Source organism: Streptomyces sp. NPDC004752 (assembly GCF_053601275.1).
The window spans coordinates 17,629-41,262 of record NZ_JBSGBN010000086.1; the positions used below are offsets into that span (position 1 = coordinate 17,629).

Here is a 23,634-nt window from a genome sequence, read left to right on the forward strand (position 1 = left end):
TGTCCGCCCGGGGCATCCGCGACGGCGGGCCGGTGGCCGCCGTCCGGACCCGATCGGTGCCCCGGTGTCCCGGTGCCGGGCACCGGGGGTGTGCGGGCGCCGGGAGTGTGCGGAAGACCGCGGGCGCGCGCCGGACATGGCCCGTGAGGAGATCATTCCGATCACTCCACTGGCGGCACAACTCGCGGGAGCGCGATGCGTTGACACAGCGCCGGGTGTCCGCCCGGATGTTTGTGTCGATCTCAAGGAGTACCTCTCCATGTCCCGTATCGCGAAGGGCCTGGCCCTGACCACCGCTGCCGTCGCGGCCGTCGCCGGTGGCGCCGGTGTCGCCGCCGCTGACAGCGGTGCGCACGGCGCCGCCGCCCAGTCCCCGGGCGTGCTGTCGGGCAATGTCGTCCAGGTCCCGGTCCATGTGCCGGTCAACCTTTGCGGCAACACCGTCGATGTCATCGCGCTGCTGAACCCGTCGTTCGGCAACACCTGCGTCAACGACTGACGGGACGGCGGATCCCCCTCGCCGGCCGTCCTCCCGCCGCGTTCCACGGGAGGGCGGCCGGTTCGTGTTCCCCGGACGGGACCGGTTTGCGTTCCCTCGGACGGGACCGGTTTGCGTTCCCCCGTACGGGGGTCGTCGGCGGCACCCCCGCGGTGTCCCCGACAGGCAGTCCCACCAGGGACGATGCGATCAGCGCGGGCCGCGGGAGGACACCCGCCGCAGTCGAGCGGTTGCGGACCGCGACGGGTGATTTCACGGTGGGTCCAAGATCCGAGGCTCGAAAGGAACCCCCATGCGTCTGACCGCACGGAGTATCGCGTCCACCGCTCTTAGCGCCACCCTGCTGGTCGGCATCGCCGGCCCGGCCGCCGTGGCGGCCGACTCGCCCCGGGAGCGCACCCACGCGGCGTCCCGTGCTCCCGTCCCCGGTGCGGACGCGGCCCTCGCCCAGACCAAGGCCCTGGCCGGCCTCGGCGCCGTGCTCACCCCGGTCACCGACCTGCTCAACCAGGCGCTCCAGAACGGCCAGTTGACCCCCGAGCAGGCCAAGAAGCTGGCCGACGCCGTGAAGGTGGCCATCGCCCAGATCACCGCGGCGGCCCCGGCCGCGCCCGCGCCGGCGAAGCAGGGTGACGACGGCAAGGCGGCCAAGGCCAAGGACCTGCACGGCGACGCGCTCGCCGCACTGCAGAAGGCCGTCGACACCCTGCTCGCCGCCGTCACCTCCGGCGACGTCGGACAGGTCCTGCCCGCGGTCACCGCCGTCGTCACCGGCCTGGTCAACCTCCTCGCCGCTACGCTGCTCGGCGGCGGACTGCCCGCCGCCAACCTGCCGGGCCTGCCCGCCCTGCCGAGCCTTCCGGCGGCGACCCCCTCGCTCCCGGTCACCACGCCCTCGCTGCCGGTGAGCTGACCCGCGGCACAGGGAGCGCCCCCTCCGCAGCCGCCCAGCCGGCCGGCTCCTCGGCCCGCAGGGCGGCTGCGGCACGTCCGCCACGCTGTCCCGGGGGATCTCATATGTCTTCCGCCGACGGGGTTTCCGCCCCGCCCGGACATCGTTGGACACGGCGTCAGAATGTCCCGAGGTGACGTGAGTTGCCGAGAAAGGAACACGATGAAGTCCCTGAAGGCTGCCGCTGTCGTAGCCGGTTCCGTGGCCCTCGCGGGTGTCGCAGCGCCCGCGTTCGCCCACAACTCCGCCGACCTCACGCCCACCAGCCTCAACGGCGCCGTCGACACGCTCACCAAGGGTCCCCTCACCGTGAACGACGCGATGCCGCTGCAACACCAGTCGAACGCGCTCGACACCGAGAACAAGGGCTCCGTGCTCAACGCGGTGAAGGGCGCGACCGGCGCGCTGAACCAGCACACCCCGCTGCTCGGCGGTCTGCCGCTGCAGAGCTGACCGGCCTCGCGTGAGGTGTTCGAGGGACGTCGAGAGGCGTCCCTCGTTCGTGTGGCCGCCCCGCGGCCGATGGGCCGGTCGGGTGAGAACCCGGCAGGCGGCTCGCGGGTCCGTCGATAGGGTCGCGCGGGTGACCTCAACCTCAGCCGAAACCCGCCCATTCCGCCTGGCCGACCTGGGCACGCTCGTCGTGCTCGCCTGGAGCGGCGACGCCGCCGACGCCGGCGACATGCCGTACCTGCTGGCGTACTCCCTCGGGGACGCCGAGGGCGGCGCCGAGACGACGTCCGCCGCCGTCGAGCGGCTGCTGGAGAACAACGGACTGCCGGTCGGCGGGGACCTTGTCGACGGTGCCACCAGGCCCAGCCTGCCCGTCACCCTGCTCGTGCAGTCCGGCCAGGCCGTCGTCACCCTGCCGCAGTTGAACGCACAGTGCCCCGCCCCGCCGGAGTGGCTCGCCGCCGTCGCCGAACGCGGCTACGCCTACCTGGTGTTCACCACCCGCCCCTGGCCCGAGGCCCGGCCCGGCACGCCCCTGACCCCCGAGCAACTCGCTGCCTTCGTCGGCGCCGAGGAGACCCTGAGCGCCGCCGCGCACGTCGTCCTGCCGGCCCGCACCCTGCGCGGCTGACCCCGACGGTCCCTGCGCGGCTGACCGCGACGGCGGGCGGCTCTCGACCGTGGGGGTACCGGGCACGCCCGTCCCCGCGAGCGTGCCCGCGTGGATCTCATCCAACGCACCGTAGAGAGCGGCGCGTTCTCGTGGGTCATGCACCGGGATCCGGGTCGGGGGCTCGCTTGGCGGTGTCCCGCTGGGTGATGGCCTCGGCCACCTGCTCGATCGCCGTGCTCAGAAGGGCACCGTAAGCATCCTCGGGGAGGTTGGGGGCGCTCGCCTTGGCCGCGTTCATGTGCTCGGTGGCAGCGTCGAACGACCCGAGTCGGCGGTAGTTGTCGGCGAGGTTGAGGTGCAACGAGGGATAGAAGCCGGCGATGTGAAGGCCGGCGTGATGCTTCTGAACGCGCTGCTCGGTCAGGGCATCGGCAGCATCCAGGGCCCGAATGTCCCAGGCCAGGGCCTGGGCGGGGTCTTCGCAGAGGTCTGCCAGATGGTGAGCGAGCGTGCAACGGTGCAGCGGGTCGCCGGTGACACTGATCGCGGACCACAGGACCAGGAGCTTGTGGCGGGCGGCGGCGATATCACCGGCTCGTCCTTCGGTGACGGCTTGGCCGATGGCTTCCATGGTCGGGTCGGGGCCGGTGGGAGTGGCGGTCATGGCAGTGGTCCTCGGCATTGTGCTCAGACGGAGTGGGCGGAGTGGGCGGAGTGGTCGGGGTCGACGGGCATGGCCAAGGTGGTGAGATCGCCGCGATCGGCGGAGCGGATCGTGACGGGCCGGTCGGGTCCTCGCAGGTCGAGCAGCACGTCGGGGCCGATCGCGGTGCTGATGGCTGGATAGAGCGTGGTCAACTCGAAGGAGATCCGGAGGGCTTGCCCCGTCACGGTGGCCGGCAGCGGGGAGTCGTGGTGCTCGTCGTCGGTCGACGCGACGTCCATGCCGTGGTGGGTTACACGTAGCGCGATCCGGTCGTCGGGGTGTTCTTCCAGAGCTCGTAGGAGCAGATCCTTCGAGACCGTCACACGGGTGGTGACCTCGGGCAGCGACGCGAGCATCAGCCGGTGGTCGGGGAACTCCTCCGGCATGAGTCGGCAGTGCTGGTCTTCTCGGTTCGCCAGGCACAGCCAGATCCCGTACGGCGTCGCTTCGACTCGCACCAGCGCGCTGCGGCGAATCTCAGGGACCGCGGCCCGCAGCTCGTCACCGTTGACCGTGGCCGCCCAGGTCATGGCGGCTGATTCGGCAGGAACCAGGGTTCGGGTCGAGAGCCGGTAACGGTCGGTTGCGGTCAGCGTGACCGCTTCAGGGGTCACCTCGACGCGCAGTCCACCGAGTACCGGCATCCCCGGATCACGTGCGGTCGCGGTCATGACCTGCTCGATCGCGTCAGCCAGTACGGGCCCCTTCAGCATGGCGATCGGCAGGCTCGGCACGTCGGCGAGCGATGACTTGATCGAAGCGGCGTTCTGCCGCACCGCTACCGCGTCCCCGAGGACCTTCGTGACGTGCTCGTCGATCAGCCGGGACGCCTCGTCGGGTTCGGCGGCGAGGACCGCCTCGACGGCGGTGAGGGGCATGGCGATCTCACGGAGCCGACGAAGCCCGGTTGCCCGTGCCACCTGGTCGGCACTGTAGTAGCGGTAGCCCGAGACCGGGTCGACCTCGGCAGGAGGGAGCAGCCCGCAGTCGGCGTAGAAGCGCAGCGCGCTTGACGTCAGACCCGTGCGTCGGGCGAAGGACCCGATCGGCATCAGTTCGGAGTTCGGCACCCCGCCATCGTCGAGCTTCAACCAAGTCGAAGGTCAACACCGGCCGTGTGTAACCGGGATGCGTTGATGGGCGCCGGTTGGATAGGGTCCGGGCCATGTCGAGTCCTGAGTCGGACAAGGTGGGGGCTTTCGGTCACGCCGTCAGCCCCCTGAATCAGTGAGTTCGTAGTCCTGCGAACCGGTGAGTTCGTGGTCCCGCCGTCCCGCCGCTTTCTGCGGCCGGGCGAGTGCGCTCTGGGGTGCTGACCGCGGTGACGAGATGACCTTTCGTGCTTCTCTTCACCCGGAGTCACTCGATGCCCTTCCCGCTGTACCTGCTTGCCCTGGCGGTTTTCGTCATGGGCACCTCGGAATTCATGCTCGCCGGCCTCCTGCCGGACCTCGCCTCCGATTTCGACGTCACCGTCGGGACGGCAGGCATGCTCACCCCGGCCTTCGCGATCGGAATGATCGTCGGTGCCCCGCTCATGGCGGCACTGACCCGCCACTGGCCCGCACGGTCCAGCCTGTCCGGGTTCGTCCTCGTATTCCTGGCGGCCCACGCCGTGGGCGCTGCCACCTCGACCTTCGCCGTCCTGTTCGCGAGCCGGGTGGTGGCAGCACTCGCGAACGCAGGCTTCCTCGCCGTCGCTCTGACCACTGCCGCCGCACTGGTCTCCCCCGACAAGAAGGGGCGTGCGCTGGCTGTACTGCTGTCGGGTACCACGGTGGCCACGATCGCCGGAGTCCCCTGCGGATCAGTACTGGGCACTCTGCTCGGCTGGCGGGCCACGTTCTGGGCCGTCGCCGCCGTGTGCCTGCCCGCGGCCATCGGCATCCTCACCGGAATCCCCACGGGAATCCCCAGAGGACTTCCCGCGCGCCCGGTGCGGCAGGACGCCACCGGCGGGCCAGCTCTGCAAACAGAGCTGGCCCAGCTCAGAAGGCCGCGGCTGCTCCTGGTGATGCTGCTCGGCGCGCTGGTGAACGCGGCAACCTTCGCCGGCTTCACCTTCCTCGCTCCCGTCGTGACCGACACCGCGGGGCTGGGCGAGCTGTGGATCTCCGTCGCCCTGGTGCTCTTCGGCACCGGTTCCTTCGCCGGGGTCACCGTCGCCGGCCGACTGTCCGACCGGCGCCCCGGCCTGGTCATCGCAGTCGGCGGTCCGCTGCTGCTCATCGGCTGGCCGGCCCTGGCCGTGCTGGCCGACCGGCCGACCGCTCTGCTCGCCCTGGTGTTCGTCCAGGGCGCGCTGTCCTTCGCGCTGGGCAGCACGCTGATCACGCGGGTCCTGTACGAGGCGGCGGGAGCCCCCACCATGGGAGGCTCCTACGCGACCGCGGCATTCAACGTCGGCGCCGCCGTCGGACCGCTCCTCGCCGCAGCCACCCTCGGCACCGCGGCCGGCGACCTCGGGCCGTTGTGGACAAGCGGCATCCTGGTCGCTGTCGCCCTGCTCATCGCGTTCCCCCTGCGCGGTGTCATCGCAGCAGGCCGGAGCAGCGAGGCGCTCCAGTGACACATGCGAACGCCCCCCTTGGCCGTCGATGGCCGCCGAAGGCTCATCGAGCGCTGCCGCACCCGCCCGATCGCGCACGTCGCCGAGATCACTCTGGTTTTTCCAACGTTCTTGAGTCGCTTGCGCCGTGGACCCGGCGACGTAGGACACGATGGACCCATGCTCGTCATCATCTGTGGCTTGCCGGCAACGGGAAAGACGACTCTGGCGCGAGCCCTCGCACGGCAGGTCAATGCCGTGCACCTGCGCGTGGACACCATCGAGCAGGCAATCGTCCGTTCCGGGTCGGCCGCCCGGCCTCTTGGCCCGGTCGGATATGTCGTCGCCCATGCCCTGGCCGAGGAGCATGTGCGGCAGGGGCTGACGGTGATCGCCGAGTCCGTCAACCCGCTCGCCGTCACCCGCGACGCCTGGCGGGACATCGCCGTGCGAGCCGATGTCCCCGTGGTGGAAGCCGAGATCGTCTGTTCCGACGCGGTCGAGCATCGTCGTCGGGCCGAGCACCGCACCGTCGACATCCCCGACCTCGCTCTGCCGAGCTGGGAAGCCATCGTCACCCGCGAGTACGAGCCCTGGCACCGAGAGCGCCTTGTGGTGGACACCGCGGGCCGCGAGGTCGCCGCCTGCGTCGCCGACCTCTGCCGCGAACTCGACCGTGCCACAAGGATTCCGCGCGGCCACGCGGATGCCGCTGATCCGCGCAGCGCGAGGGACTAGGCCGCGGTGCTGAACTCGCCTGCCGCTCCAAGGATCTCGAACGCCGCGGTTGCATTCTCATCGGCGTCTTCGCGGATCCGCCGTCAGGGGAGTGGGAGACATGCCCAGACGGTCTTGCCGGAGGGCGGGTACGGGGCCGTGCCCCAGCGGGTGGCGAGGGTCTCTACGAGGAGCAGGCCGCGGCCGGATTCGGCGGTGGTGTCGAAGGCGGCGACAGCGGTGGTACGGGGCTGAGGTGGGCGGTCGCCCCGGGGATCGGCGACTTCCACACGGAGCGTGTCCGGGGTGTCGAGGACGAGGGTGAGGCGGAAGCAGCGGCCTCTCACCCGGCCGTGGGTCACGGCGTTCGCGGCGAGTTCGGCAACGACGAGGGCGGCGGAGTCGGTGGCCGTGCAGGAGGATGGCCAGCCCCATTCGGTGAGTTGCTGCGTCGTCAGGAGGCGGGCGAGGCGGGCGCCTCTGGGCGTGGCGCTGAGGAGTTGAGTGAAGCGGAGAGGCGTGGCGGGGATGGGTCGGGGGGTGGAGATTTGTGACTTCATGTCACCGAGCGTGGTCGATGCGCTCTACGCTGACCAGGGCATCCTTCGGTACGGAGGTGTGTGTACCGGTACGGAATGTCTTCCGTACCGGGTGACGGCCGTGACCTGGCGAGGCGGAGGACGGGGTGTCGGAGACGCAGAAGTCGTACGACGAGGGCGAGTTGAGCAGTGACCTGATGCGGGCGGTCGGCAAGCAACTGAAGCTGCTGCGGGAGCGGGCCGGGCTCACGCAGAAGGAGTTGGGGGACCGGCTGGGGTACAGCGAGGATCTCGTCTCGTCGGTGGAGCGGGGGAGGCGGACGCCGCAGGCCGAGTTTCTCGTGGCGGCGGATGAACTGCTTGATGCCGGTGGGCTGTTGGTGGCCACCATCGAGGACATCGAGAAGGCCAAGGCGAAGGCGAGGGTTCGGCATCCGGCGTGGTTCAAGGATTACGCGCGGCTGGAGTTGAGTGCGGTTGAGATCAACTTCTTCAGCATGGTGACGGTCCCTGGCCTGTTGCAGACAGAGGACTACGCGCGAGTCACGTTCACCGTGCGGAGGCCGTTGTGGTCGGAGGAGACCATCGAGCAACGTGTGGCCGCGAGGATGGCTCGTCAGGAGATCTTGACCCAGTGGCCACCGCCCATCGTCACGGCTGTAATCGACGAAGCCGTTCTACGGCGTGAGATCGGCGGGCCGAAGGTTCAACAGGAACAACTGCGGCACCTGTTGAAGGTTGGCCGACTGCGCAGCACCACCGTGCAAGTGCTGCCGCTAGGCTGCGATGAGAACCCGGGTGTGGATGGTCCGTTCATTCTCCTCACGCCGAAAGGGAAGCCGCAGGTCGGCTACCTGGAGGTGCAGGGAGCCAGTCACTTGATCACGGACCCGGAAGAAGTGCGTATGCTGGCCGCGCGGTACGGAGCCATTCGCGGGCAGGCTCTCACACCAGGCGAGTCTCTTGCCCTGATGGCAGAACTGTTGGGAGAGCAATGATGACTGCTACCACCTCGCCCGAACTCTCCTGGGTCAAGAGCAGCTACAGCGGCGGCGAAGGCGGCGAATGCCTTGAGGTAGCCGCAACGCCCGGCGCCGTCCACGTCCGCGACTCCAAGGCACCCGCCCGCGCTCAACTGGCCTTCGGTGCCTCGGAATGGACCGCGTTCATACGGTTCGCCGTCACCCGCTGACGATCAACGATCAGGTCTGCGTGTCGTCCGGGTGCGGGCCGATGTAGCCCATGGACCCGGTGCCGGGGACTTTCGCCGGGCCGCTTCGACCCATGGCACGCTAGGGACGTTTCCACTTCCTCACCCGCCGCATGAAGCGGGGCGTGGACGAGTGATACGTCACCTGACGGGCGGTGGGTGTCCGCGACCGGGAGCGGAACCACCCTGCCTCCGGCGCAGGGCAGGGCGGACGGCGCACTAACGGTCGTGCGGGATCTCGGGCCGCGTGACGGGCACGATGGTGATCAAGTCGTCGAGGCCCTTGAAGTCATCGGGGTTGGTGGTGAAGAGGGGGAGTTCTTCGGCGGCCGCGATGGCGGCGATCATCAGGTCGGCCACACGGCGACGGGGCTTGCGGCCCGCGGAGACGGCGGCGGCGCACATTCTGCCGTAGATGCGGGCCGCCTCCACGTCGAAGGCGATGGGGTCGAATTCGTTCTCGGCGCGCTGCAGGACGTCCATGCGGCGGGCCCGCTCGGCGTGTTCGTCGTAGTCGCTCTGCTCGCCGCCGCGCACCTGGTGGGGGCCCGCGGAGAGTTCCGCGAGGGTGATGGTGCTGATGGCCATCTCGGCGGGCAACTCGTCGACGTCGATCCACTTGCGCAGGATCATGATGCTGGTGTCGAGCAGTCCTTGCTCGTGCTCAACGGGCATACGGGTCGTCCAACTCCTGCTCGACGACGGCGTCCTGGTCGTCGCGGAAGGCGTCCAGCGAGATGTCGGGGGCTGTACGTGACATGGCAGCGAACTCGGCACGAGGAACGAAGCGGCGACGGCGGCGGAGCGGGATCAGCTCGCCGACACGATGCCCGTCGCGGGTGACGGTGAACGCCTGTCCTCCCTGGACGGCGTCCATGATCTCTTTGGAACGGGTGCGCAGATCGCGCTGAGTGATCTCCGGCTGCGCTGTCATGCCGTCCACGATAGCGACGGTGTGCCACTCGGTGCTACACCGTTACCCGCGATTGTGGATAGGTGAAGGCGCCTGCTCGTAGAGCGATGTGCATCTGGACACGAAAGAGCCCCTCATGCGTTTCCACAGGTGAGAGGCTGTGTGCGCCCCCGGCAGGACTCGAACCTGCGGCCAAGCGCTTAGAAGGCGCCTGCTCTATCCACTGAGCTACGGGGGCCGGGTGTGGTGGCTTCGTTCGTGGTGCCCGGGTACGGGGCGATCCGTGACGTTGCCCGGGACAAGGATAGGGCTCCTGGATCCTTGTCCCTGTTGCTTCGCCTCCGTGGCTCTATGTGGAGGTTCGGTGAAGCGGTCCTGATAATCGCAGGCAGGTGCGAATCGTGCATCGCTTTTGGCGCCTCGCGCACCGGGTGTTGTGCACTCGTTATGCCTGAACCATGTCCGCGTCCCAGTCGTCCCTTCCGTCCTTTGTGTTCCATCGGCACGCAGGCAACGCCATATGCTTCAGAATTCCCCCAAAATTGGGCATTCTTCGCATGTGGTGACCTTGGATGTACGGCCTCAGCTGCTCGACGCACTCTCCGCCCTGCGCGACCGTGTCGCCGCCGCATGCTTTCCGCTGCCCCTGGCGGGGGCACCACGCGCGCGTGCCAACCGCGACGAACTGCTCGCACAGCTCGACGACTACCTGGTGCCCCGGTTGAGAAGCCCCGAAGCGCCCCTGCTGGTCGTCGTGGGCGGATCCACCGGGGCGGGCAAGTCGACACTGGTCAACTCCCTCGTGGGGCGGCGGGTCAGCGAGGCGGGTGTGCTGCGGCCGACCACCCGGACTCCGGTCCTGGTGTGCCATCCAGAAGATCACCACTGGTTCAGTGGGATGAGGGTGCTGCCCGACCTCACGCGCGTGTGGGTGCCCCAGCAGGACCCGGGGGACGATCTGCTGCTCCCGGGCGAGGACCCCGCGCGCGTCCTGCGGATCGAGACGGCCGAGAGCCTCCCACGCGGGCTCGCCCTGCTCGACGCCCCCGACATCGACTCCCTCGTCGCGGACAACCGCGTCCTCGCCGCCGCACTGATCTGCGCCGCCGACATCTGGATCATGGTCACCACGGCCACCCGGTACGCCGACGCCGTGCCCTGGCAGCTGCTGCGCACCGCCAAGCAGTACGACGCCACCCTGGTGACCGTCCTCGACCGGGTGCCCCACCAGGTCGTCTCCGAGGTCTCACGGCAATACGGCGCCCTGCTCACCAAGGCCGGCCTCGGCCACGTACCCCGCTTCACGGTGCCCGAGCTGCCCGAGTCCGTCTGGGGCGGTGGCCTGCTGCCCGCCACCGCGGTGGCCCCCCTGCGCAGCTGGCTCGTCCACCAGGCTCAGGACCCGGGATCCCGGCAGCACATCATGGCGCGTACGGCGTACGGCGTCCTCGACTCGCTGAAGGCGCGGATGCCCGAGCTGGCCAGCGCCGCCGCCGCCCAGTACGCGGCGGCGCTGCGGCTGGTCACCGCGGTCGACAGGGCGTACGAGAGCGAACACGCGCGTGTGCGCGGTCGGCTGAACGCCGGGACCGTGCTGGCCGGGGACGCGCTGAAGCGCTGGCGCGCCTTCCCCCTCGACTGCACCGCCGGTGAACTGCTCGACGCCCTGGTGGGGAGCCTGGTCGCGCTCCTCCTGTGCGCCGTCACCGCCGCCGACGAGCGCGTCGACGAGGCATGGCGGCGCGAGCCGGCCTCGACCGCCCCGGGGCTCGCCGACCGGGATGTCTCGCTGGACAGCGCCGAGCACCGGATCGGCCTCGCCGTGCGACGGTGGCGGCGCGAGGTCGAGGAGTACGCCGAGGAGGAGGTGCGCGAGCTCGACCGGAGCGTCGCGCCCGACCCGGAGGTCCTCGCGGCCCTGACCGCCACCGTCGTACTGGGGGGTCGCCGGGCCCGTTCCGCGGGCGAGGGCCTCGCCGATCGCCTGGGCGCGCACCGCGCGACGCGGCTGCGCGAGCGCGCCAAGAACCTGCTGGCCGAGCACTTGGACCGGGTCATGCACAGCGAACGCGAGCGCCGCCTCGCCCCGCTCGACGCCCTTGAGGTGCACCCCGAGCCCCAGGCCGAACTCATCGCCGCCCTGTCCGTACTGCAGAAGGAGAGGTGACCGGTGACCGCCGTCACTGATCAGGACCACACGGACCACACGGACCACACGGACCACACGGAGCACACCGATCACACCGGCGAAACGGCCTCCCAGAAGGCCGCTCCGAAGACCGAGAAGACCGAGAAGCCCGAGAGAACCCTTCCTGCAGAGCCAGAGAACGCCGCCCCTGGAGGGGGCGCGTGCGAAGGCGGCCTCTCCAAAGGCGACCTCTCCGAAGAGGGCGCCGAACGGCGGCGCAGGCAGGAACGGAACCAGAAACGGAAGCAGGAACGGGAGCAAGGGCCAGAGCGTGCGCAGCAGGAGTGGGAGGACGGCGAACTGGAGCGGTCCCGGTGGCGGGACGCCGGCTCCGGCATCGGCGACGGTGCCGGGCACGCGCGCGTGGACGAGCATGCGGGACACGCGCGCGTGAAGGACAAGATGACCGTCTCGCGGTCCATGGGTTCCGCGGGCTCCATGGACTCTATGAGTTCCATGAGCTCCATGGGCTCGGCGGACTCCGCGGACCCTGCGGACTCCGCGGGCTCCTGGGACGACGGGCTCATCGCCCGGCGGGTGAACGAGACCGCCGACGCCGAGCAGCCCTCCCTGGTCGAGCCCCGCGCGGCGGCCCCGCAGACCCCGGCCCCCCTGGCGTACGACGGCCCGCTGCGTTCGCGTCTGGACGCCCTGCGGGAACTGGTCGGGCTCTCCCGCACCCGGCTCGACAGCGTCACCCTTGCCGAGGCGGGCCGGGTCCTGGACGAGGCGGCGGCGCGCCGCAAGCTCTCCGGGCAGCACACCGTCGTCGCCATCGCGGGCGCCACCGGCAGCGGCAAGTCCCAGCTCTTCAACACCCTCGCCGGGGTGGCCATTTCGGAGACCGGGGTACGGCGGCCGACCACCGCGGCGCCCATCGCCTGCAGCTGGAGCGATGGAGCGGCGACCCTGATCGACCGGCTGGGCATCCCCGGACGGCTGCGCAGGCGCCCGCTGCAGAGCCCGGAGGCCGAGGCGCAGCTGCGCGGACTCGTCCTGATCGACCTGCCCGACCACGACTCCGCCGCCGTGCAGCACCGTGAGCAGGTGGACCGCATCCTCAAGCTCGTGGACGCGGTGATCTGGGTCGTCGATCCGGAGAAGTACGCGGACGCCGTCCTGCACGAGCGCTACCTGCGGCCTCTGGCGGGACACGCGGAGGTGATGTTCGTCGTCCTCAACCAGACCGACCGGCTCCCCGGGGAGGCCGCCGACCAGATCCTCGACGATCTGCGCCGACTGCTGGACGAGGACGGGATCGCCCTGGGTGAGCACGGCGAGCCGGGCGCGATCGTGCTCAGCCTGTCCGCGCTCACCGGGCAGGGCATCGCCGAACTGCGCGAAACGCTCGGCCGGTTCGTCACCGAGCGTGGTGCGGCGGCCCGCCGTATCTCGGCCGACGTGGACGCCGCCGCGGCCGGGCTGCGGCCCGTGTATGCCACGGGGCGGCGGGCCGGGCTCACCGAGGAGGCGCGGGCGGAGTTTTCCGCCCGGCTCGCGGACGCCGTGGGCGCCACGGCGGCGGGAGAGGCCGCCGAACGCGCCTGGCTGCGCAACGCCAACCGGGCCTGCGGGACGCCCTGGCTGCGGCTGTGGCGCTGGCACCAGAAGCGGTTCGACGTGGTCACCGGACGGCTGCTCCTGCAGACCCAGGCGGATGAGGAGGCCACGGCGCGCCAGCGCGTCGAGCAGGCGGTGCGCACGGTGTCGGACCGGGCGTCGGTCGGCTTGCCCGTGCCGTGGGCGCAGGCGGTGCGCGAGGCGGCCGTACGGGGCTCCCAGGGGCTGCCCGAGGCGCTGGACGAACTGGCGGCTCGGGCCGGGCTGTCGCCCGGCAGGCCGCCGCGGCCGGGCTGGTGGCCGGTGGCGGTGCTGGTCCAGGCGGCCATGACACTGCTCCAGATCGTGGGCGGGCTGTGGCTGGTGGGGCAGATCGTCGGGGTCATGGCGCCGAATCTGGGTGTGCCGGTGCTGCTGATGATGGCCGGCATCGTGGGCGGGCCGCTCGTCGAGTGGAGCTGCCGGATGGCTGCGCGCGGGCCCGCACGACGGTACGGGCAGGAGGCGGAACGCCGATTGCGGGAGGCCGCGGCGGGCTGCGGCCGGGCCCGGGTGCTGGACGCGCTGGCCGCGGAGTTGCTGCGGTACCAGGAGGTACGTGAGCAGTACGGGCGGGTCACACGGGTCTCGGCGGGGGTGGGGTAGGCCGGGCACCGCTACCGGCAGCTGACGGGGCGCATTCGGCCCGCCGACGGTCCCGGCTCAGCCCGCTGACGGTCGCAGTTCGGTGCGGGAGGATCCGGACGCGCCGAGAGGGCGCCGTCGATTCGGCGTCGCGTGCCGGGGCACAGCGTCGTTCGGCGGCTCGATCGCTCGTTCGGGTGAGGGGGTTTTCCACAGGCGTCCGGTGGTCCACAGCGCTCAGCGGGCTCGGCCCGGCGGAGGCAGTCTGGGTTCCGCGGCGATCGCGACGCACGGACGGTGTGCGGCCGATCGACGCGGACGCAGCCGTACGGGACGGGCCCGTACGGGTGACCGCCGGGCGTGAGCGACCGGGCGGGAGGGGTGTGTGATGAACGAGACGATGGTGTGCGTAGTGGGCAACGTGGCGACGCAGCCGGTGTACCGGGAGCCGGCGGCGGGCCCGTCGGCGCGGTTCCGGCTGGCGGTCACCTCGCGCTACTGGGACCGAGAGAAGAGTGCCTGGGCGGACGGGCACACCAACTTCTTCACGGTGTGGGCCAACCGCCAGCTCGCGGTCAACGCGGCGGCCTCGCTGAACGTGGGGGAGCCGGTCGTCGTGCAGGGCCGGCTGAAGGTGCGCACGGAGACGCGCGAAGGGCAGCAGAGCCGGGTCTCCGCGGACATCGACGCGGTGACGATCGGCCATGACCTGGCCCGCGGCACATCGGCCTTCCGACGGGCCGGGAAACCGGAGGCGATGCCGCCGCAGCGACCGGAGCCCAACTGGGAGGCCCCGGAGGGGGAGTCCACCGATCCGCCCGCTCAACGGCCCTCGGAAACAGTCGCTGTGACGTGACGTGACGTGGGTCGCGGCGAAGGCCCGGCCGAAGCGCACCTTGTCGCCGAAGAATCCCCCACAACCCGGTGGATTTGTCGATAACCCCTGCTCGCGGCGGGTTCTGGCGATAACGATTCCGAGTCGGATCCGTCATCCGACGATCTGACCGGCGGGCCGGGTTGTGACTGATCTCTAGGATGCCGGGCGTAGCCCTCGGGGCTGCTGATTCTGCCGGTGGGACCACACACCCTCTCGTCAACGGGTCCTGCTTGAAAGGGAATTCTGTGCTTGCTGCGTTCTCTCGGTTCTGTCGCACCTCCGTGCCCGCGCGTCGGCGAGGCCCGTCACGCCTCGCCGCCGCGACGCTGGTGACGGGGTTCGTGGCGGCCGGCGTGCTGTCGGGTGCCGGGATGGCCGTCGCCGACGGGCAGACGCAGGACCAGGGCGGAGCGACCGCCACACTGGGCGGCCTGAAGACGTACGGAGAGGCCGTCATCCACGCGGACGGCGGCGATCTGAACGTGGCGGCGGGGCTGTTCGAGATGTCCGTCGACGGCGGCGGCATGCTGCAGACCTACTGCATCGACATGCACAACCCCACCCAGAAGGACGCCAAGTACCAGGAGACGTCCTGGAGCGGCACCTCGCTGGGCACCAACAAGGACGCCGGCAAGATCCGTTGGATCCTGCAGAACTCCTACCCGCAGGTGAACGACCTCGCGGCACTGGCCGAGCGGGCGGGCGTCGGCAGCCTCACCGAGCAGGACGCCGCGGTCGGCACCCAGGTGGCCATCTGGCGCTACTCGGACGGTGCGGACGTCGACGCCGTCGGTACGCGGGCCGAGAAGCTCGCCGACTACCTGGAGAAGAGCGCCCGTGACGTGGCCGAGCCGCGGGCCTCGCTGACCCTGGACCCGCCCGCGGTCTCCGGCCACCCGGGCGAGCTGCTCGGCCCGGTCACGGTGCACACCAACGCGCGGGATGTCACGGTGCTCCCGCCGGCGGACGCCGCCACCAGCGGCGTCCGGATCGTCGACAAGAACGGCGAGGTCGTCACATCGGCGAAGGACGGCAGTGGGCTGTATTTCGACATCCCCGAGGACACCGCCGCGGCCACCGACGGGGAGACCTCCCCCGCGTCGGACGGCGGGAGCGGGACCGCCGTGTTCACCGTCCAGGCATCGACCAGCGTGCCCGTGGGCCGCGCCTTCGCCTCCGAGAGCCGCAGCCAGACCCAGATCCTGGCCGGTTCCAGCGAGTCCACGGTCTCCGCGACCGCGAGCGCCGGCTGGGCGGAGAAGGGTCCGATACCCGCGCTGTCGGCCCGTAAGAACTGCGCCGCGAGCCGTCTGGACATCAGCGCCGCCAACACCGGCGACAAGCCCTTCACCTTCGAACTGATGGGAGGCGAGCACACCGTCCCCGCGGGCACCTCGCGCACGGTGACCATCCCGCTCCAGGAGGACCAGGCATACGACTTCACGATCACCGGGCCGAACGGGTTCTCGCAGCGTTTCACCGGCGTCCTCGACTGCAAGACCCAGGGCAGCCAGGTCGGCACGTCGACCCAGACCCTGGCCGAGCCGAGCCCGGCCACCGTGGGCGGCACCTCCGGCGGCACCACGAACCTGGCCGCGACCGGCGGCTACAACGCGACCCCGGTGATCGCGGGCGTGGCCATCGGGCTGGTGGTGATCGGCGGTGCGGTCCTGGTCCTGCTCCGCAAGAGGGAAACGCCGACGGCCGACTGACCACCACGGTCCGATCGGCCCGGCACCGAGCTGTACTGCGCCGAGCTGTACAGCACCGAGTGCTACAGCACCGAGTGCTACGGCACCGAGCTGCCCGGCATCGAGCTGCCCGGCACCTTGAAAACTCCACAGAGAGCGCCCGAGGCCACTGACGCGGGCATCACAAGGATGCGGGCCCAGCCCTGCCGCCAGGCCCGCCTGACCGGGCCGCCTCCGGGGCAGCTACGGGCTGTGTGCCGTCCCGCGCCGGTGGCGGTGGCGAAATGCCAGGTCGGCGGGGATCTGCCATACGGGTTTCCGTCCAGGGGCGGCCGTCGGGCAAGATGGGTTGTATCTGCCCACTGCCAGATTTCAAGCTGCCGGACGGTTTCTCTTGGCTGAGTTCATTTACACCATGCGCAAGGCGCGCAAGGCGCACGGCGACAAGGTGATCCTCGACGACGTCACCCAGAGCTTCTTGCCGGGTGCGAAGATCGGCGTCGTCGGCCCGAACGGTGCCGGTAAGTCGACCGTACTGAAGATCATGGCGGGGCTTGAGCAGCCGTCCAACGGCGACGCGTTCCTCACCCCCGGCTACAGCGTGGGCATCCTGCTCCAGGAGCCCCCGCTGGACGAGGAGAAGACGGTACTGGAGAACGTCCAGGACGGCGTCGCCGAGGTCAAGGGCAAGCTCGACCGGTTCAACGAGATCGCCGAGCAGATGGCGACCGACTACTCGGACGCGCTGCTGGAGGAGATGGGCAAGCTCCAGGAGGAGCTGGACCATGCCAACGCCTGGGACCTCGACGCCCAGCTGGAGCAGGCCATGGACGCCCTGGGCTGCCCGCCCGGGGACTGGTCCGTCGCCAACCTCTCCGGTGGTGAGAAGCGCCGCGTCGCGCTCTGCAAGCTCCTCTTGGAGGCCCCCGACCTGCTCCTCCTCGACGAGCCCACCAACCACCTCGACGCCGAGTCGGTGAACTGGCTGGAGCAGCACCTGTCCAAGTACGAGGGGACCATCGTGGCCGTCACCCACGACCGGTACTTCCTCGACAACGTCGCCGGCTGGATCTGCGAGGTCGACCGCGGTCGGCTGCACGGCTACGAGGGCAACTACTCCAAGTACCTGGAGACCAAGGCCGCCCGCCTCAAGGTCGAGGGCCAGAAGGACGCCAAGCGGCAGAAGCGCCTCAAGGAAGAGCTGGAGTGGGTGCGCTCCAACGCCAAGGGCCGGCAGGCCAAGTCCAAGGCGCGTCTCGCCCGCTACGAGGAGATGGCCGCCGAGGCCGACAAGATGCGGAAACTGGACTTCGAGGAGATCCAGATCCCGCCGGGTCCCCGCCTGGGCAACGTGGTCGTCGAGGTCAGCAACCTCGGCAAGGCATTCGGTGAGAAGGTCCTCATCGACGACCTCTCCTTCACCCTCCCGCGCAACGGCATCGTCGGCGTCATCGGACCCAACGGTGTCGGCAAGACCACCCTGTTCAAGATGATCCAGGGGCTGGAGACGCCGGACTCCGGTGACATCAAGGTCGGCGACACCGTCAAGATCTCGTACGTCGACCAGGGCCGCGCCAACATCGACGCCAAGAAGACGCTCTGGGAGGTCGTGTCCGACGGGCTCGACTACATCAACGTCGGCCAGGTCGAGATGCCCTCGCGTGCCTACGTCTCCGCGTTCGGCTTCAAGGGCCCGGACCAGCAGAAGCCGGCCGGTGTCCTGTCCGGCGGCGAGCGCAACCGGCTCAACCTGGCGCTGACCCTCAAGCAGGGCGGCAACCTGCTGCTCCTCGACGAGCCCACCAACGACCTCGACGTCGAGACCCTCTCCAGCCTGGAGAACGCCCTGCTGGAGTTCCCGGGCTGCGCCGTCGTCGTCTCCCACGACCGCTGGTTCCTGGACCGTGTCGCCACGCACATCCTCGCCTACGAGGGCGAGTCGAAGTGGTTCTGGTTCGAGGGCAACTTCGAGTCGTACGAGAAGAACAAGATCGAGCGGCTCGGCCCGGACGCCGCGCGTCCGCACCGTGCCACCTACAAGAAGCTGACCCGGGGCTGACCTTGCGGTACATCTACCGCTGCCCGCTGCGCTGGGCGGACATGGACGCGTACGGCCACGTCAACAACGTGGTCTTCCTCCGCTACCTGGAAGAAGCCCGTATCGACTTCCTGTTCCGCCCGGACAAGGATTTCCAGCAGGGCTCCGTGGTGGCGCGCCATGAGATCGACTACAAGCGGCAACTCGTCCACCGGCACGAGCCCGTGGACATCGAGCTGTGGGTCACGGAGACCAGGGCGGCGTCCTTCACCCTCGCCTACGAGGTGAAGGACGGCGACCAGATCTACGTCCGCGCCTCGACGGTGATCGTGCCGTACGACTTCGATACGCAGCGCCCGCGCCGGATCACCGCCGAGGAACGGGAGTTCCTGCGGGAGTACATGGACGACGCCGCCGAGGACGAGGGCAAGGACGAGGAGGAGGCCGTCGCCGCATGACGGTGCTCCACCTGGCCGACGACGGGGAGGCGGCGGATCTCGCGGCCTTCCTGTCCCGGCTGCTCCACTACGACCGTGGCGCCGCGGTGCGACTGCAGGCGGCGGGGACGGCCCTCGCCGTGTTCGGCCGCCCGCCGTCCTTCGAGGTGCTGGCGATCCGCACAGTGCGGCTGGCCAAGCCCTACGAGCACGGGCTGGACGTCACCCTCGACGTGACCGTGTCCGCCGGTGAGCTGCTGGAGTCCGTGGACGAGTCGGCGGCCACCGCCGCCGTCCCGGGCGCGGTGACCGGGCCGCCGTGGGCGGGCGTGCTGCCGCCGCGCGGCGGCTGGCACCCCGAGCCGGGCCTGCCGACGCCGGACGCGCTGCGCTCTTTGGTCGCCGCCGCCGTCGCCGAGTTCCGTTCCCGTACCGGGGAGCCGGCCTCCGAGTGGCGGACGCGGGCGGAACTCGACCGGATCGGGCGGGACATCTGGTCCCGGACGGTCGCCGGGACCCGGCTCCCGGTACGGGCCGTGCACGCGGCTCAGTCCCTCGGCTTCCTGCGGCGCCGGGGAGCCGTGGACGCCGGGCTGTTCTCGTCCGGAGCCTGGCTCCGGCTGCGTACGCCGTACGGGTCGGTCGCCGTGCGGCGGGCTGGGCTGGGGGCGCTGGACATCAGCGTGCGCTGACCCGTCCGGGTTCGGCCGTCCCCTCCCGGCCGTCCCCTCTTGGCCGGCCGGCCCTAGCGGTCCTGGCTGTCGTCGGGCCACACGCCGATGTGGTCCGGTTCCAGTTCCAGGGCGACCCGGTCGCGCATGCCCAGGGCCTCGGTGTACTCGGCGGGGAGCTGGAGACGGCCGGCGCGGTCCAGCATGGCGTACTCCCGGGCCACCACCGTCTCATGGCCCGTGGCCGCGTCGATCTCGCTGCGGCGCAGGACCTCCGTGGAGGTACGGCCGTCCCGGATGGCGACTGTGCGACGGACCTCGTCGGCCACCGCCTGGTCGTGTGTGACGATGACGACGGTGGTGCCCAGCCGTTCGTTCGCGGTGCGGAAGGCGTCGAAGATCTGCGCGGCGGTGTGGGAGTCGAGTTCGCCGGTGGGCTCGTCGGCGAGCAGGACCGCGGGCGAGTTGGCGAGGGCCACCGCGATGGCGACGCGCTGCTGCTGGCCCCCGGACAACTGCTCCGGACGGCGGTCGCGGCAGTCCGCGACCTCCAGCAACTCCAGTAGTTCCAGGGCGTGTTCGGCGCGGGCGCGGTGGCGGAGGCGGGCGCCGGACAGGCTCAGCGGAAGGGCGACGTTCTGGGCGGCGGTCAGATAGGGCAGCAGATTGCGGGAGGTCTGCTGCCAGACGAAGCCGACGATGTCGCGGCGGTACGCGAGGCGGTCCTTGGCGGTCATGGCGAGCAGGTCGCGGCCGGCCACCCTGGCCGCGCCCGCGGTGGGGGTGTCCAGGCCGGCGAGGATGTTCATGAGCGTGGACTTGCCACTGCCGGAGGCGCCGACCAGGGCCATCAACTCGCCCTTGCGGACCAGCAGGTCGAGGCCCTGGAGCGCCTGGACCTCGACGCCGTCGGTGGAGAAGATGCGCACGAGCCGGTCGCAGGTGATCAGGGCGTCGTGGCCGTAGGCCGGGCGGTTGCGGGCCTCGGTGACCCGGTTCGCCAGCTCGGTGAGGGTGGGGTTGGTGGTCACTGGTGGACCCTCCTTTCCGCGGGCCCTGAGAGGCTCGTGGTCATCGCGTCTCCCGCACGGTTGACAGGACGGCTCGGCTCATCGGGCATCCCCCGCCCTCAGTTCCCGCACCGACCCCCGTCGCTGGGCCCACCATGCCTGCACGCCGGCCACCCCGACCGCGGTCACCAGCACGATGATCGCCGGAACGGTCAGCGACAGCGGGTCCGTGTGCAGCTCGGTCCTGCCGGCCGACGCGTCGGCCGTGGGGAGGGCGACGGCGGTCAGATCGACGCCGGGGGACAGGAGCCGGATCGCCGCCCAGCCGGTCAACGCGCCGCCGACCGCGGCGAGGAGGGCCTGGGGCAGGGATTCCAGGACGAGCAGGCGGCGGGCCTGGGCCCGGGTCAGACCCATGGTGCGCAGGCGCGCGAGGAGCGCGGCGCGTTCCGGGGCGGCGCGCAGCAGGGCGAGGAGCAGGGCCAGTACGGCATAGCCGGCGCCTGCCGCCACCGCCGCTGTGTAGACCTGCTGGGCACCGGACCGCAGGGGTGGGTCGGCGTACCGTGCCCGCTCCTGTGCGCGGACGCGCACGCTCGCCGCGGGGCCCGCTGCCCGGCGCAGCGCCCCCGCGTCCACGTGGTGGCCCGTCACCAGCAGGGCCGTCGGGCGGGCCGCGGCGGCGCTGAGCCCGGCGCGGTCCACGACGAGGAAGCCGTCGCCGGTCACGGCCGGGGTGTGGTCGCGGACGACGGTGATGCGGACGGAGACCGTGGTGCCGTCCTCCAGCCGCACCGGGAAGGGGCCGCGGGTGCCGTACGCCTTCGCGACGGACGGCGAGGCCAGCGCGGGCAGCGGCTCACCGGCAGCGAGACGCTTGAGCCGGTCGGCCTCGAAGGCGCCGAGACCCGTGCGGGCCGCCAGCGCCCCGTACCCGGACGGGTCCACGCCCACCAGTGGTACCGGGGTCTGCTCGTCGTGCGGTTTCGCCTGGTAGCCGATGCTCGTCTCGGTGACCGCGCCTACTCCGGACAGGCCGCGTACCCGCTCGGCGAGGCCCGACGGTAGCAGGCCATCGGACTCCACGCGGGCGTCCGCGCCCACGGCCAGCAGGGCGGCTCGGTCGCGGGCCTCGTTCACGCCCGCGAGTACCGAGCCGCCGAACGCCGCCGTGGTGAGCGCGGTCAGCAGCGCCAGCAGGGGCAGCACCGCCGAGACCGAGGTGCGGCCCGCGCGGGCCAGGGACAGGAAGCCCACCGCGCCGCGCAGCCGTCCGGCCGGGCGGGCCAGCCGACGCAGCAGGAACGGGAGGAGACGGACCAGCACCAGCGCCGCGATCACCCCCACCAGCACCGGTGCGACCGACACCAGCTGATCGCCCGAGGGGCCGTCGGCGGACGAACTCGACGTCCCACGCCTGCGCAGCGACTCCACCGCCGCCGCGGCCAGGACGAGCAGCGTCAGCTCCGTGACCGTGCGCCGCCGGGATGGGCGCGTCGTCGCCAAGTCCTCGCGTGGGCCGGCGACGCGTACGGACCGGTGGGCGAGCGCAGCGCGCAGCGGAAGCGCGGCGCAGGCGAGGACGGTGACCGCGACGGCGGCGGCGACCGCGTACGAGGCGCGGCCCTCGGGGACCGCGAGAAGTGCGGCCGTGAGGCCGAGCGCGCCCGCCGGTACGGCGACCGCCGCCGTCTCGGCGCACAGCCGTCCGGCCAGACCGGGCAGGGAGGCGCCGCGGGCGCGTAGCAGGGCCGCCTCTGCGCGGCGCCGGTCGGCGGCGAGCGCGCCCGCCATGAGGAGGACCACGGCGGCGACCGCCGCGGTGCCGACGGCGGCGACGGCGACCAACGGCGCGATGCCCGCGCGCAGTTGGGAGAAGGAGACCAGTACGTCGTCGAGGTCGGTGCTCATGTCCGTGCCGGGGCCGGTGAGGGCGCGGGCCTGCCCTAGTCCGGGGCCCGACTCCAAGGTGGCGACGGCGGCCTTGAGATGGCCGAGGTCGCCGGCGTGGAAGCGGTCCGGGTCGGGGGCCAGGTACCAGTAGCGAAGCGCGTCCGCGTCGGTGCCCAGGAGGACGGGGGCGGCTTCGGGAGCCAGCAGCAGGGCGCCGAGCCAGTACCAGCTGCGGTCGGGGCCCGAACCGGGCAGGGCCACCAGGCCGGGAGTGCGCAGCAGGGGGCGGGTCGACCAGTACGCGTCGGCCGGCTCGCGTGGGGTGACGATGCCGGTGACCCGGACGGCGAGCGGCGCCCGGGCCACGGCCGGCACATGGATGACCGAACCCGCCTTGATGTGCAGGCTCTTGGCGGTGGCGGCGGTGACGGCGGCCTCCACCACGGGCGTCGTCGCGCCTACGGTGCCGGACGTGCGCGGCAGGCGGCCCTCGCGCACCGTCGCGTGGTCGGCGAGGCCGTTCTGCGCGACCAGGGCGACCCGGGCGGGCACGCCGCTCGGGCGGGGTATCCAGGGGTCGGACACTTCCAGGTTCTTGCTCAGGGTCACGCCGTACGCCGACTGCGCGGAGTCGAGGGGCAGCGATCCGGGGACGGTGCCGAGGAGCTTCTCGTACCGCTCTCCCAGAGCGTCGGGCCGCAGGGGCGCCGCCAGTGCCTCGGGGGACGGTGCGCCGGCGGTCTGGGCCGCGGTGACCTGCACGGTGGTGCGTTCCGGTCGGGCCTGCTGGAAGGAGCGCTGCAGCCCCGCGTCCTCGTACCGGTCGACCGCGCGCGGGAAGGCGGCGGCCAGGCACGCGGTCAGCGCGACCAGCAGGGCGAGCGCCAGAGCGGCGAGCGGCGCGGCCCGCAACCGGGTGCGCACCCAAGGAGCGACCGCGGACGACGCCTCACCGCGCCCGGCCGCCGCCTCACCCCGTGCAGGAACCTCCCCGGGCGCAGAGATCTCCCTGTGCCCAGGAACTTCCCTGCGCCCGGAAGCCGTACCGTGCCCCGAAGCCGTACCGTGCTCGGAAGCCGTACCGCGCCTGGAAGCCGTACCGTGCTCGGAATCGCGTTCGGGGTTCATCTCATTCACCTCCCTGGTCCCGCAGTGAGGTCGCCGGGTCCGCGCGGCGCAGGGCCAGCGCGGCCGTGACGAGCAGCGGCGTCGCGGCGACTGCGGCCAGCAGCAACGCCACGCGTCCCGGCGGCAGTTCGACCAGCAGGGTCGGCACCGGCCGGGTGGCCTCGGCGGTCAGCACGATCAGCGGGAGGACGGCCCGGGTCAGTACGGTGCCCAGGGCGACGCCCACCACCAGGGCCAGGGCCACCAGGACACCCTGCTCGGCGGCGATCGTGCGGGCCAGTTGCCGGCGCGGGGCGCCCAGGGCGCGCAGCACCGCGAACTCGGCGCCCCGCTCCCGCAGCGACCCGGCCGCGCTCACCGCGAAGCC

General features: G+C 71.3%; 23 protein-coding genes and 1 tRNA gene. 15 read left to right on the top strand and 9 right to left on the bottom strand.

What is annotated here, in order from left to right; genetic code table 11:
- Window positions 1–259 precede the first annotated feature (259 nt).
- From ACWEKM_RS30220 to ACWEKM_RS30235, 4 genes are all read left to right on the top strand, one after another.
- The gene (locus ACWEKM_RS30220) at window positions 260–499 is read left to right on the top strand and encodes a chaplin (protein ID WP_451624438.1); all 240 of its coding nucleotides are present in this window, start codon (window positions 260–262) and stop codon (window positions 497–499) included.
- A 292-nt stretch (window positions 500–791) separates the two neighbouring features.
- Window positions 792–1,412: a hypothetical protein gene (locus ACWEKM_RS30225; RefSeq protein WP_451624439.1), complete on the top strand. Its 621-nt coding sequence runs from the start codon at window positions 792–794 to the stop codon at window positions 1,410–1,412.
- 201 nt (window positions 1,413–1,613) lie between these two features.
- The gene (locus tag ACWEKM_RS30230; protein WP_451624440.1) at window positions 1,614–1,904 is read left to right on the top strand and encodes a hypothetical protein; all 291 of its coding nucleotides are present in this window, start codon (window positions 1,614–1,616) and stop codon (window positions 1,902–1,904) included.
- 130 nt (window positions 1,905–2,034) lie between these two features.
- A complete protein-coding gene (locus tag ACWEKM_RS30235; protein WP_451624441.1) occupies window positions 2,035–2,535 on the top strand; it encodes a DUF5949 family protein in 501 nt (166 codons plus the stop codon).
- A 136-nt stretch (window positions 2,536–2,671) separates the two neighbouring features.
- On the opposite strand, the gene ACWEKM_RS30240 is transcribed toward ACWEKM_RS30235, so the two are convergent.
- A complete protein-coding gene (locus tag ACWEKM_RS30240) occupies window positions 2,672–3,181 on the bottom strand; it encodes a hypothetical protein (protein ID WP_451624442.1) in 510 nt (169 codons plus the stop codon).
- A gap of 23 nt (window positions 3,182–3,204) precedes the next feature.
- Window positions 3,205–4,293 (bottom strand): DNA polymerase III subunit beta family protein, encoded by a 1,089-nt coding sequence (locus ACWEKM_RS30245; protein WP_451624443.1) that lies wholly within the window; start codon window positions 4,291–4,293, stop codon window positions 3,205–3,207.
- 296 nt (window positions 4,294–4,589) lie between these two features.
- Between ACWEKM_RS30245 and ACWEKM_RS30250 the strand changes: the two genes are divergently transcribed.
- A complete protein-coding gene (locus tag ACWEKM_RS30250) occupies window positions 4,590–5,792 on the top strand; it encodes a Cmx/CmrA family chloramphenicol efflux MFS transporter (protein WP_451624444.1) in 1,203 nt (400 codons plus the stop codon).
- A gap of 159 nt (window positions 5,793–5,951) precedes the next feature.
- Window positions 5,952–6,509, top strand: coding sequence for an AAA family ATPase (locus tag ACWEKM_RS30255; protein WP_451624445.1), 558 nt, complete (start codon window positions 5,952–5,954; stop codon window positions 6,507–6,509).
- 83 nt (window positions 6,510–6,592) lie between these two features.
- Here ACWEKM_RS30255 and ACWEKM_RS30260 read toward each other — a convergent pair whose 3' ends face one another.
- Complete coding sequence (locus tag ACWEKM_RS30260) at window positions 6,593–7,048, bottom strand: ATP-binding protein (RefSeq protein WP_451624446.1); 456 nt, start codon at window positions 7,046–7,048, stop codon at window positions 6,593–6,595.
- Window positions 7,049–7,173: 125 nt separating this feature from the next.
- On the opposite strand from ACWEKM_RS30260, the gene ACWEKM_RS30265 reads away from it, so the two are divergent.
- Together ACWEKM_RS30265 and ACWEKM_RS30270 are read left to right on the top strand one after the other, a co-directional pair.
- Window positions 7,174–8,025, top strand: coding sequence for a helix-turn-helix domain-containing protein (locus ACWEKM_RS30265; RefSeq protein WP_451624447.1), 852 nt, complete (start codon window positions 7,174–7,176; stop codon window positions 8,023–8,025).
- Window positions 8,025–8,219: a DUF397 domain-containing protein gene (locus ACWEKM_RS30270; RefSeq protein WP_451624448.1), complete on the top strand. Its 195-nt coding sequence runs from the start codon at window positions 8,025–8,027 to the stop codon at window positions 8,217–8,219. Before ACWEKM_RS30265 ends, ACWEKM_RS30270 begins: the two co-directional genes overlap by 1 nt.
- 237 nt (window positions 8,220–8,456) lie before the next feature.
- Here the strand turns inward: ACWEKM_RS30270 and ACWEKM_RS30275 are convergent, their stop codons facing one another.
- From ACWEKM_RS30275 to ACWEKM_RS30285, 3 genes are all read right to left on the bottom strand, one after another.
- Window positions 8,457–8,912 (bottom strand): PIN domain-containing protein, encoded by a 456-nt coding sequence (locus ACWEKM_RS30275; RefSeq protein ID WP_451624449.1) that lies wholly within the window; start codon window positions 8,910–8,912, stop codon window positions 8,457–8,459.
- Window positions 8,902–9,171, bottom strand: coding sequence for a type II toxin-antitoxin system Phd/YefM family antitoxin (locus tag ACWEKM_RS30280; protein ID WP_062145112.1), 270 nt, complete (start codon window positions 9,169–9,171; stop codon window positions 8,902–8,904). The genes ACWEKM_RS30275 and ACWEKM_RS30280 overlap by 11 nt, the downstream gene beginning before the upstream one ends.
- Before the next feature lie 144 nt (window positions 9,172–9,315).
- Window positions 9,316–9,388, bottom strand: a tRNA-Arg gene (locus ACWEKM_RS30285).
- Between the two features lie 321 nt (window positions 9,389–9,709).
- On the opposite strand from ACWEKM_RS30285, the gene ACWEKM_RS30290 reads away from it, so the two are divergent.
- The 7 genes from ACWEKM_RS30290 (at window position 9,710) to ACWEKM_RS30320 (ending at window position 19,257) form a co-directional block, all read left to right on the top strand.
- Window positions 9,710–11,317, top strand: coding sequence for a dynamin family protein (locus tag ACWEKM_RS30290; RefSeq protein ID WP_451624450.1), 1,608 nt, complete (start codon window positions 9,710–9,712; stop codon window positions 11,315–11,317).
- A 468-nt stretch (window positions 11,318–11,785) separates the two neighbouring features.
- Window positions 11,786–13,543, top strand: coding sequence for a GTPase (locus ACWEKM_RS30295; RefSeq protein ID WP_451624458.1), 1,758 nt, complete (start codon window positions 11,786–11,788; stop codon window positions 13,541–13,543).
- Between the two features lie 367 nt (window positions 13,544–13,910).
- Window positions 13,911–14,378 (top strand): single-stranded DNA-binding protein, encoded by a 468-nt coding sequence (locus ACWEKM_RS30300; RefSeq protein WP_451624451.1) that lies wholly within the window; start codon window positions 13,911–13,913, stop codon window positions 14,376–14,378.
- 392 nt (window positions 14,379–14,770) lie between these two features.
- Complete coding sequence (locus tag ACWEKM_RS30305) at window positions 14,771–16,111, top strand: Cys-Gln thioester bond-forming surface protein (RefSeq protein ID WP_451624459.1); 1,341 nt, start codon at window positions 14,771–14,773, stop codon at window positions 16,109–16,111.
- A gap of 373 nt (window positions 16,112–16,484) precedes the next feature.
- Window positions 16,485–18,149 carry an energy-dependent translational throttle protein EttA gene (ettA, locus tag ACWEKM_RS30310; RefSeq protein WP_451624452.1) on the top strand — a complete coding sequence of 555 codons (1,665 nt, stop codon included), beginning with the start codon at window positions 16,485–16,487 and terminating at the stop codon, window positions 18,147–18,149.
- Between the two features lie 2 nt (window positions 18,150–18,151).
- Window positions 18,152–18,586, top strand: coding sequence for an acyl-CoA thioesterase (locus ACWEKM_RS30315; RefSeq protein ID WP_451624453.1), 435 nt, complete (start codon window positions 18,152–18,154; stop codon window positions 18,584–18,586).
- Window positions 18,583–19,257, top strand: coding sequence for a hypothetical protein (locus ACWEKM_RS30320; protein ID WP_451624454.1), 675 nt, complete (start codon window positions 18,583–18,585; stop codon window positions 19,255–19,257). Before ACWEKM_RS30315 ends, ACWEKM_RS30320 begins: the two co-directional genes overlap by 4 nt.
- Window positions 19,258–19,310: 53 nt before the next feature.
- Here the strand turns inward: ACWEKM_RS30320 and ACWEKM_RS30325 are convergent, their stop codons facing one another.
- The 3 genes from ACWEKM_RS30325 to ACWEKM_RS30335 all read right to left on the bottom strand — a co-directional run.
- Window positions 19,311–20,267, bottom strand: a complete 957-nt coding sequence (locus tag ACWEKM_RS30325) for an ABC transporter ATP-binding protein (protein WP_451624455.1) — start codon at window positions 20,265–20,267, stop codon at window positions 19,311–19,313.
- A 78-nt stretch (window positions 20,268–20,345) separates the two neighbouring features.
- Entirely contained in the window at window positions 20,346–23,063 is a 2,718-nt protein-coding gene (locus ACWEKM_RS30330) for an ABC transporter permease (protein WP_451624456.1), read from the bottom strand.
- A gap of 205 nt (window positions 23,064–23,268) precedes the next feature.
- Window positions 23,269–23,634 (bottom strand): FtsX-like permease family protein (locus tag ACWEKM_RS30335; RefSeq protein ID WP_451624457.1); only part of this gene is annotated, 366 nt, incomplete at its 5' end.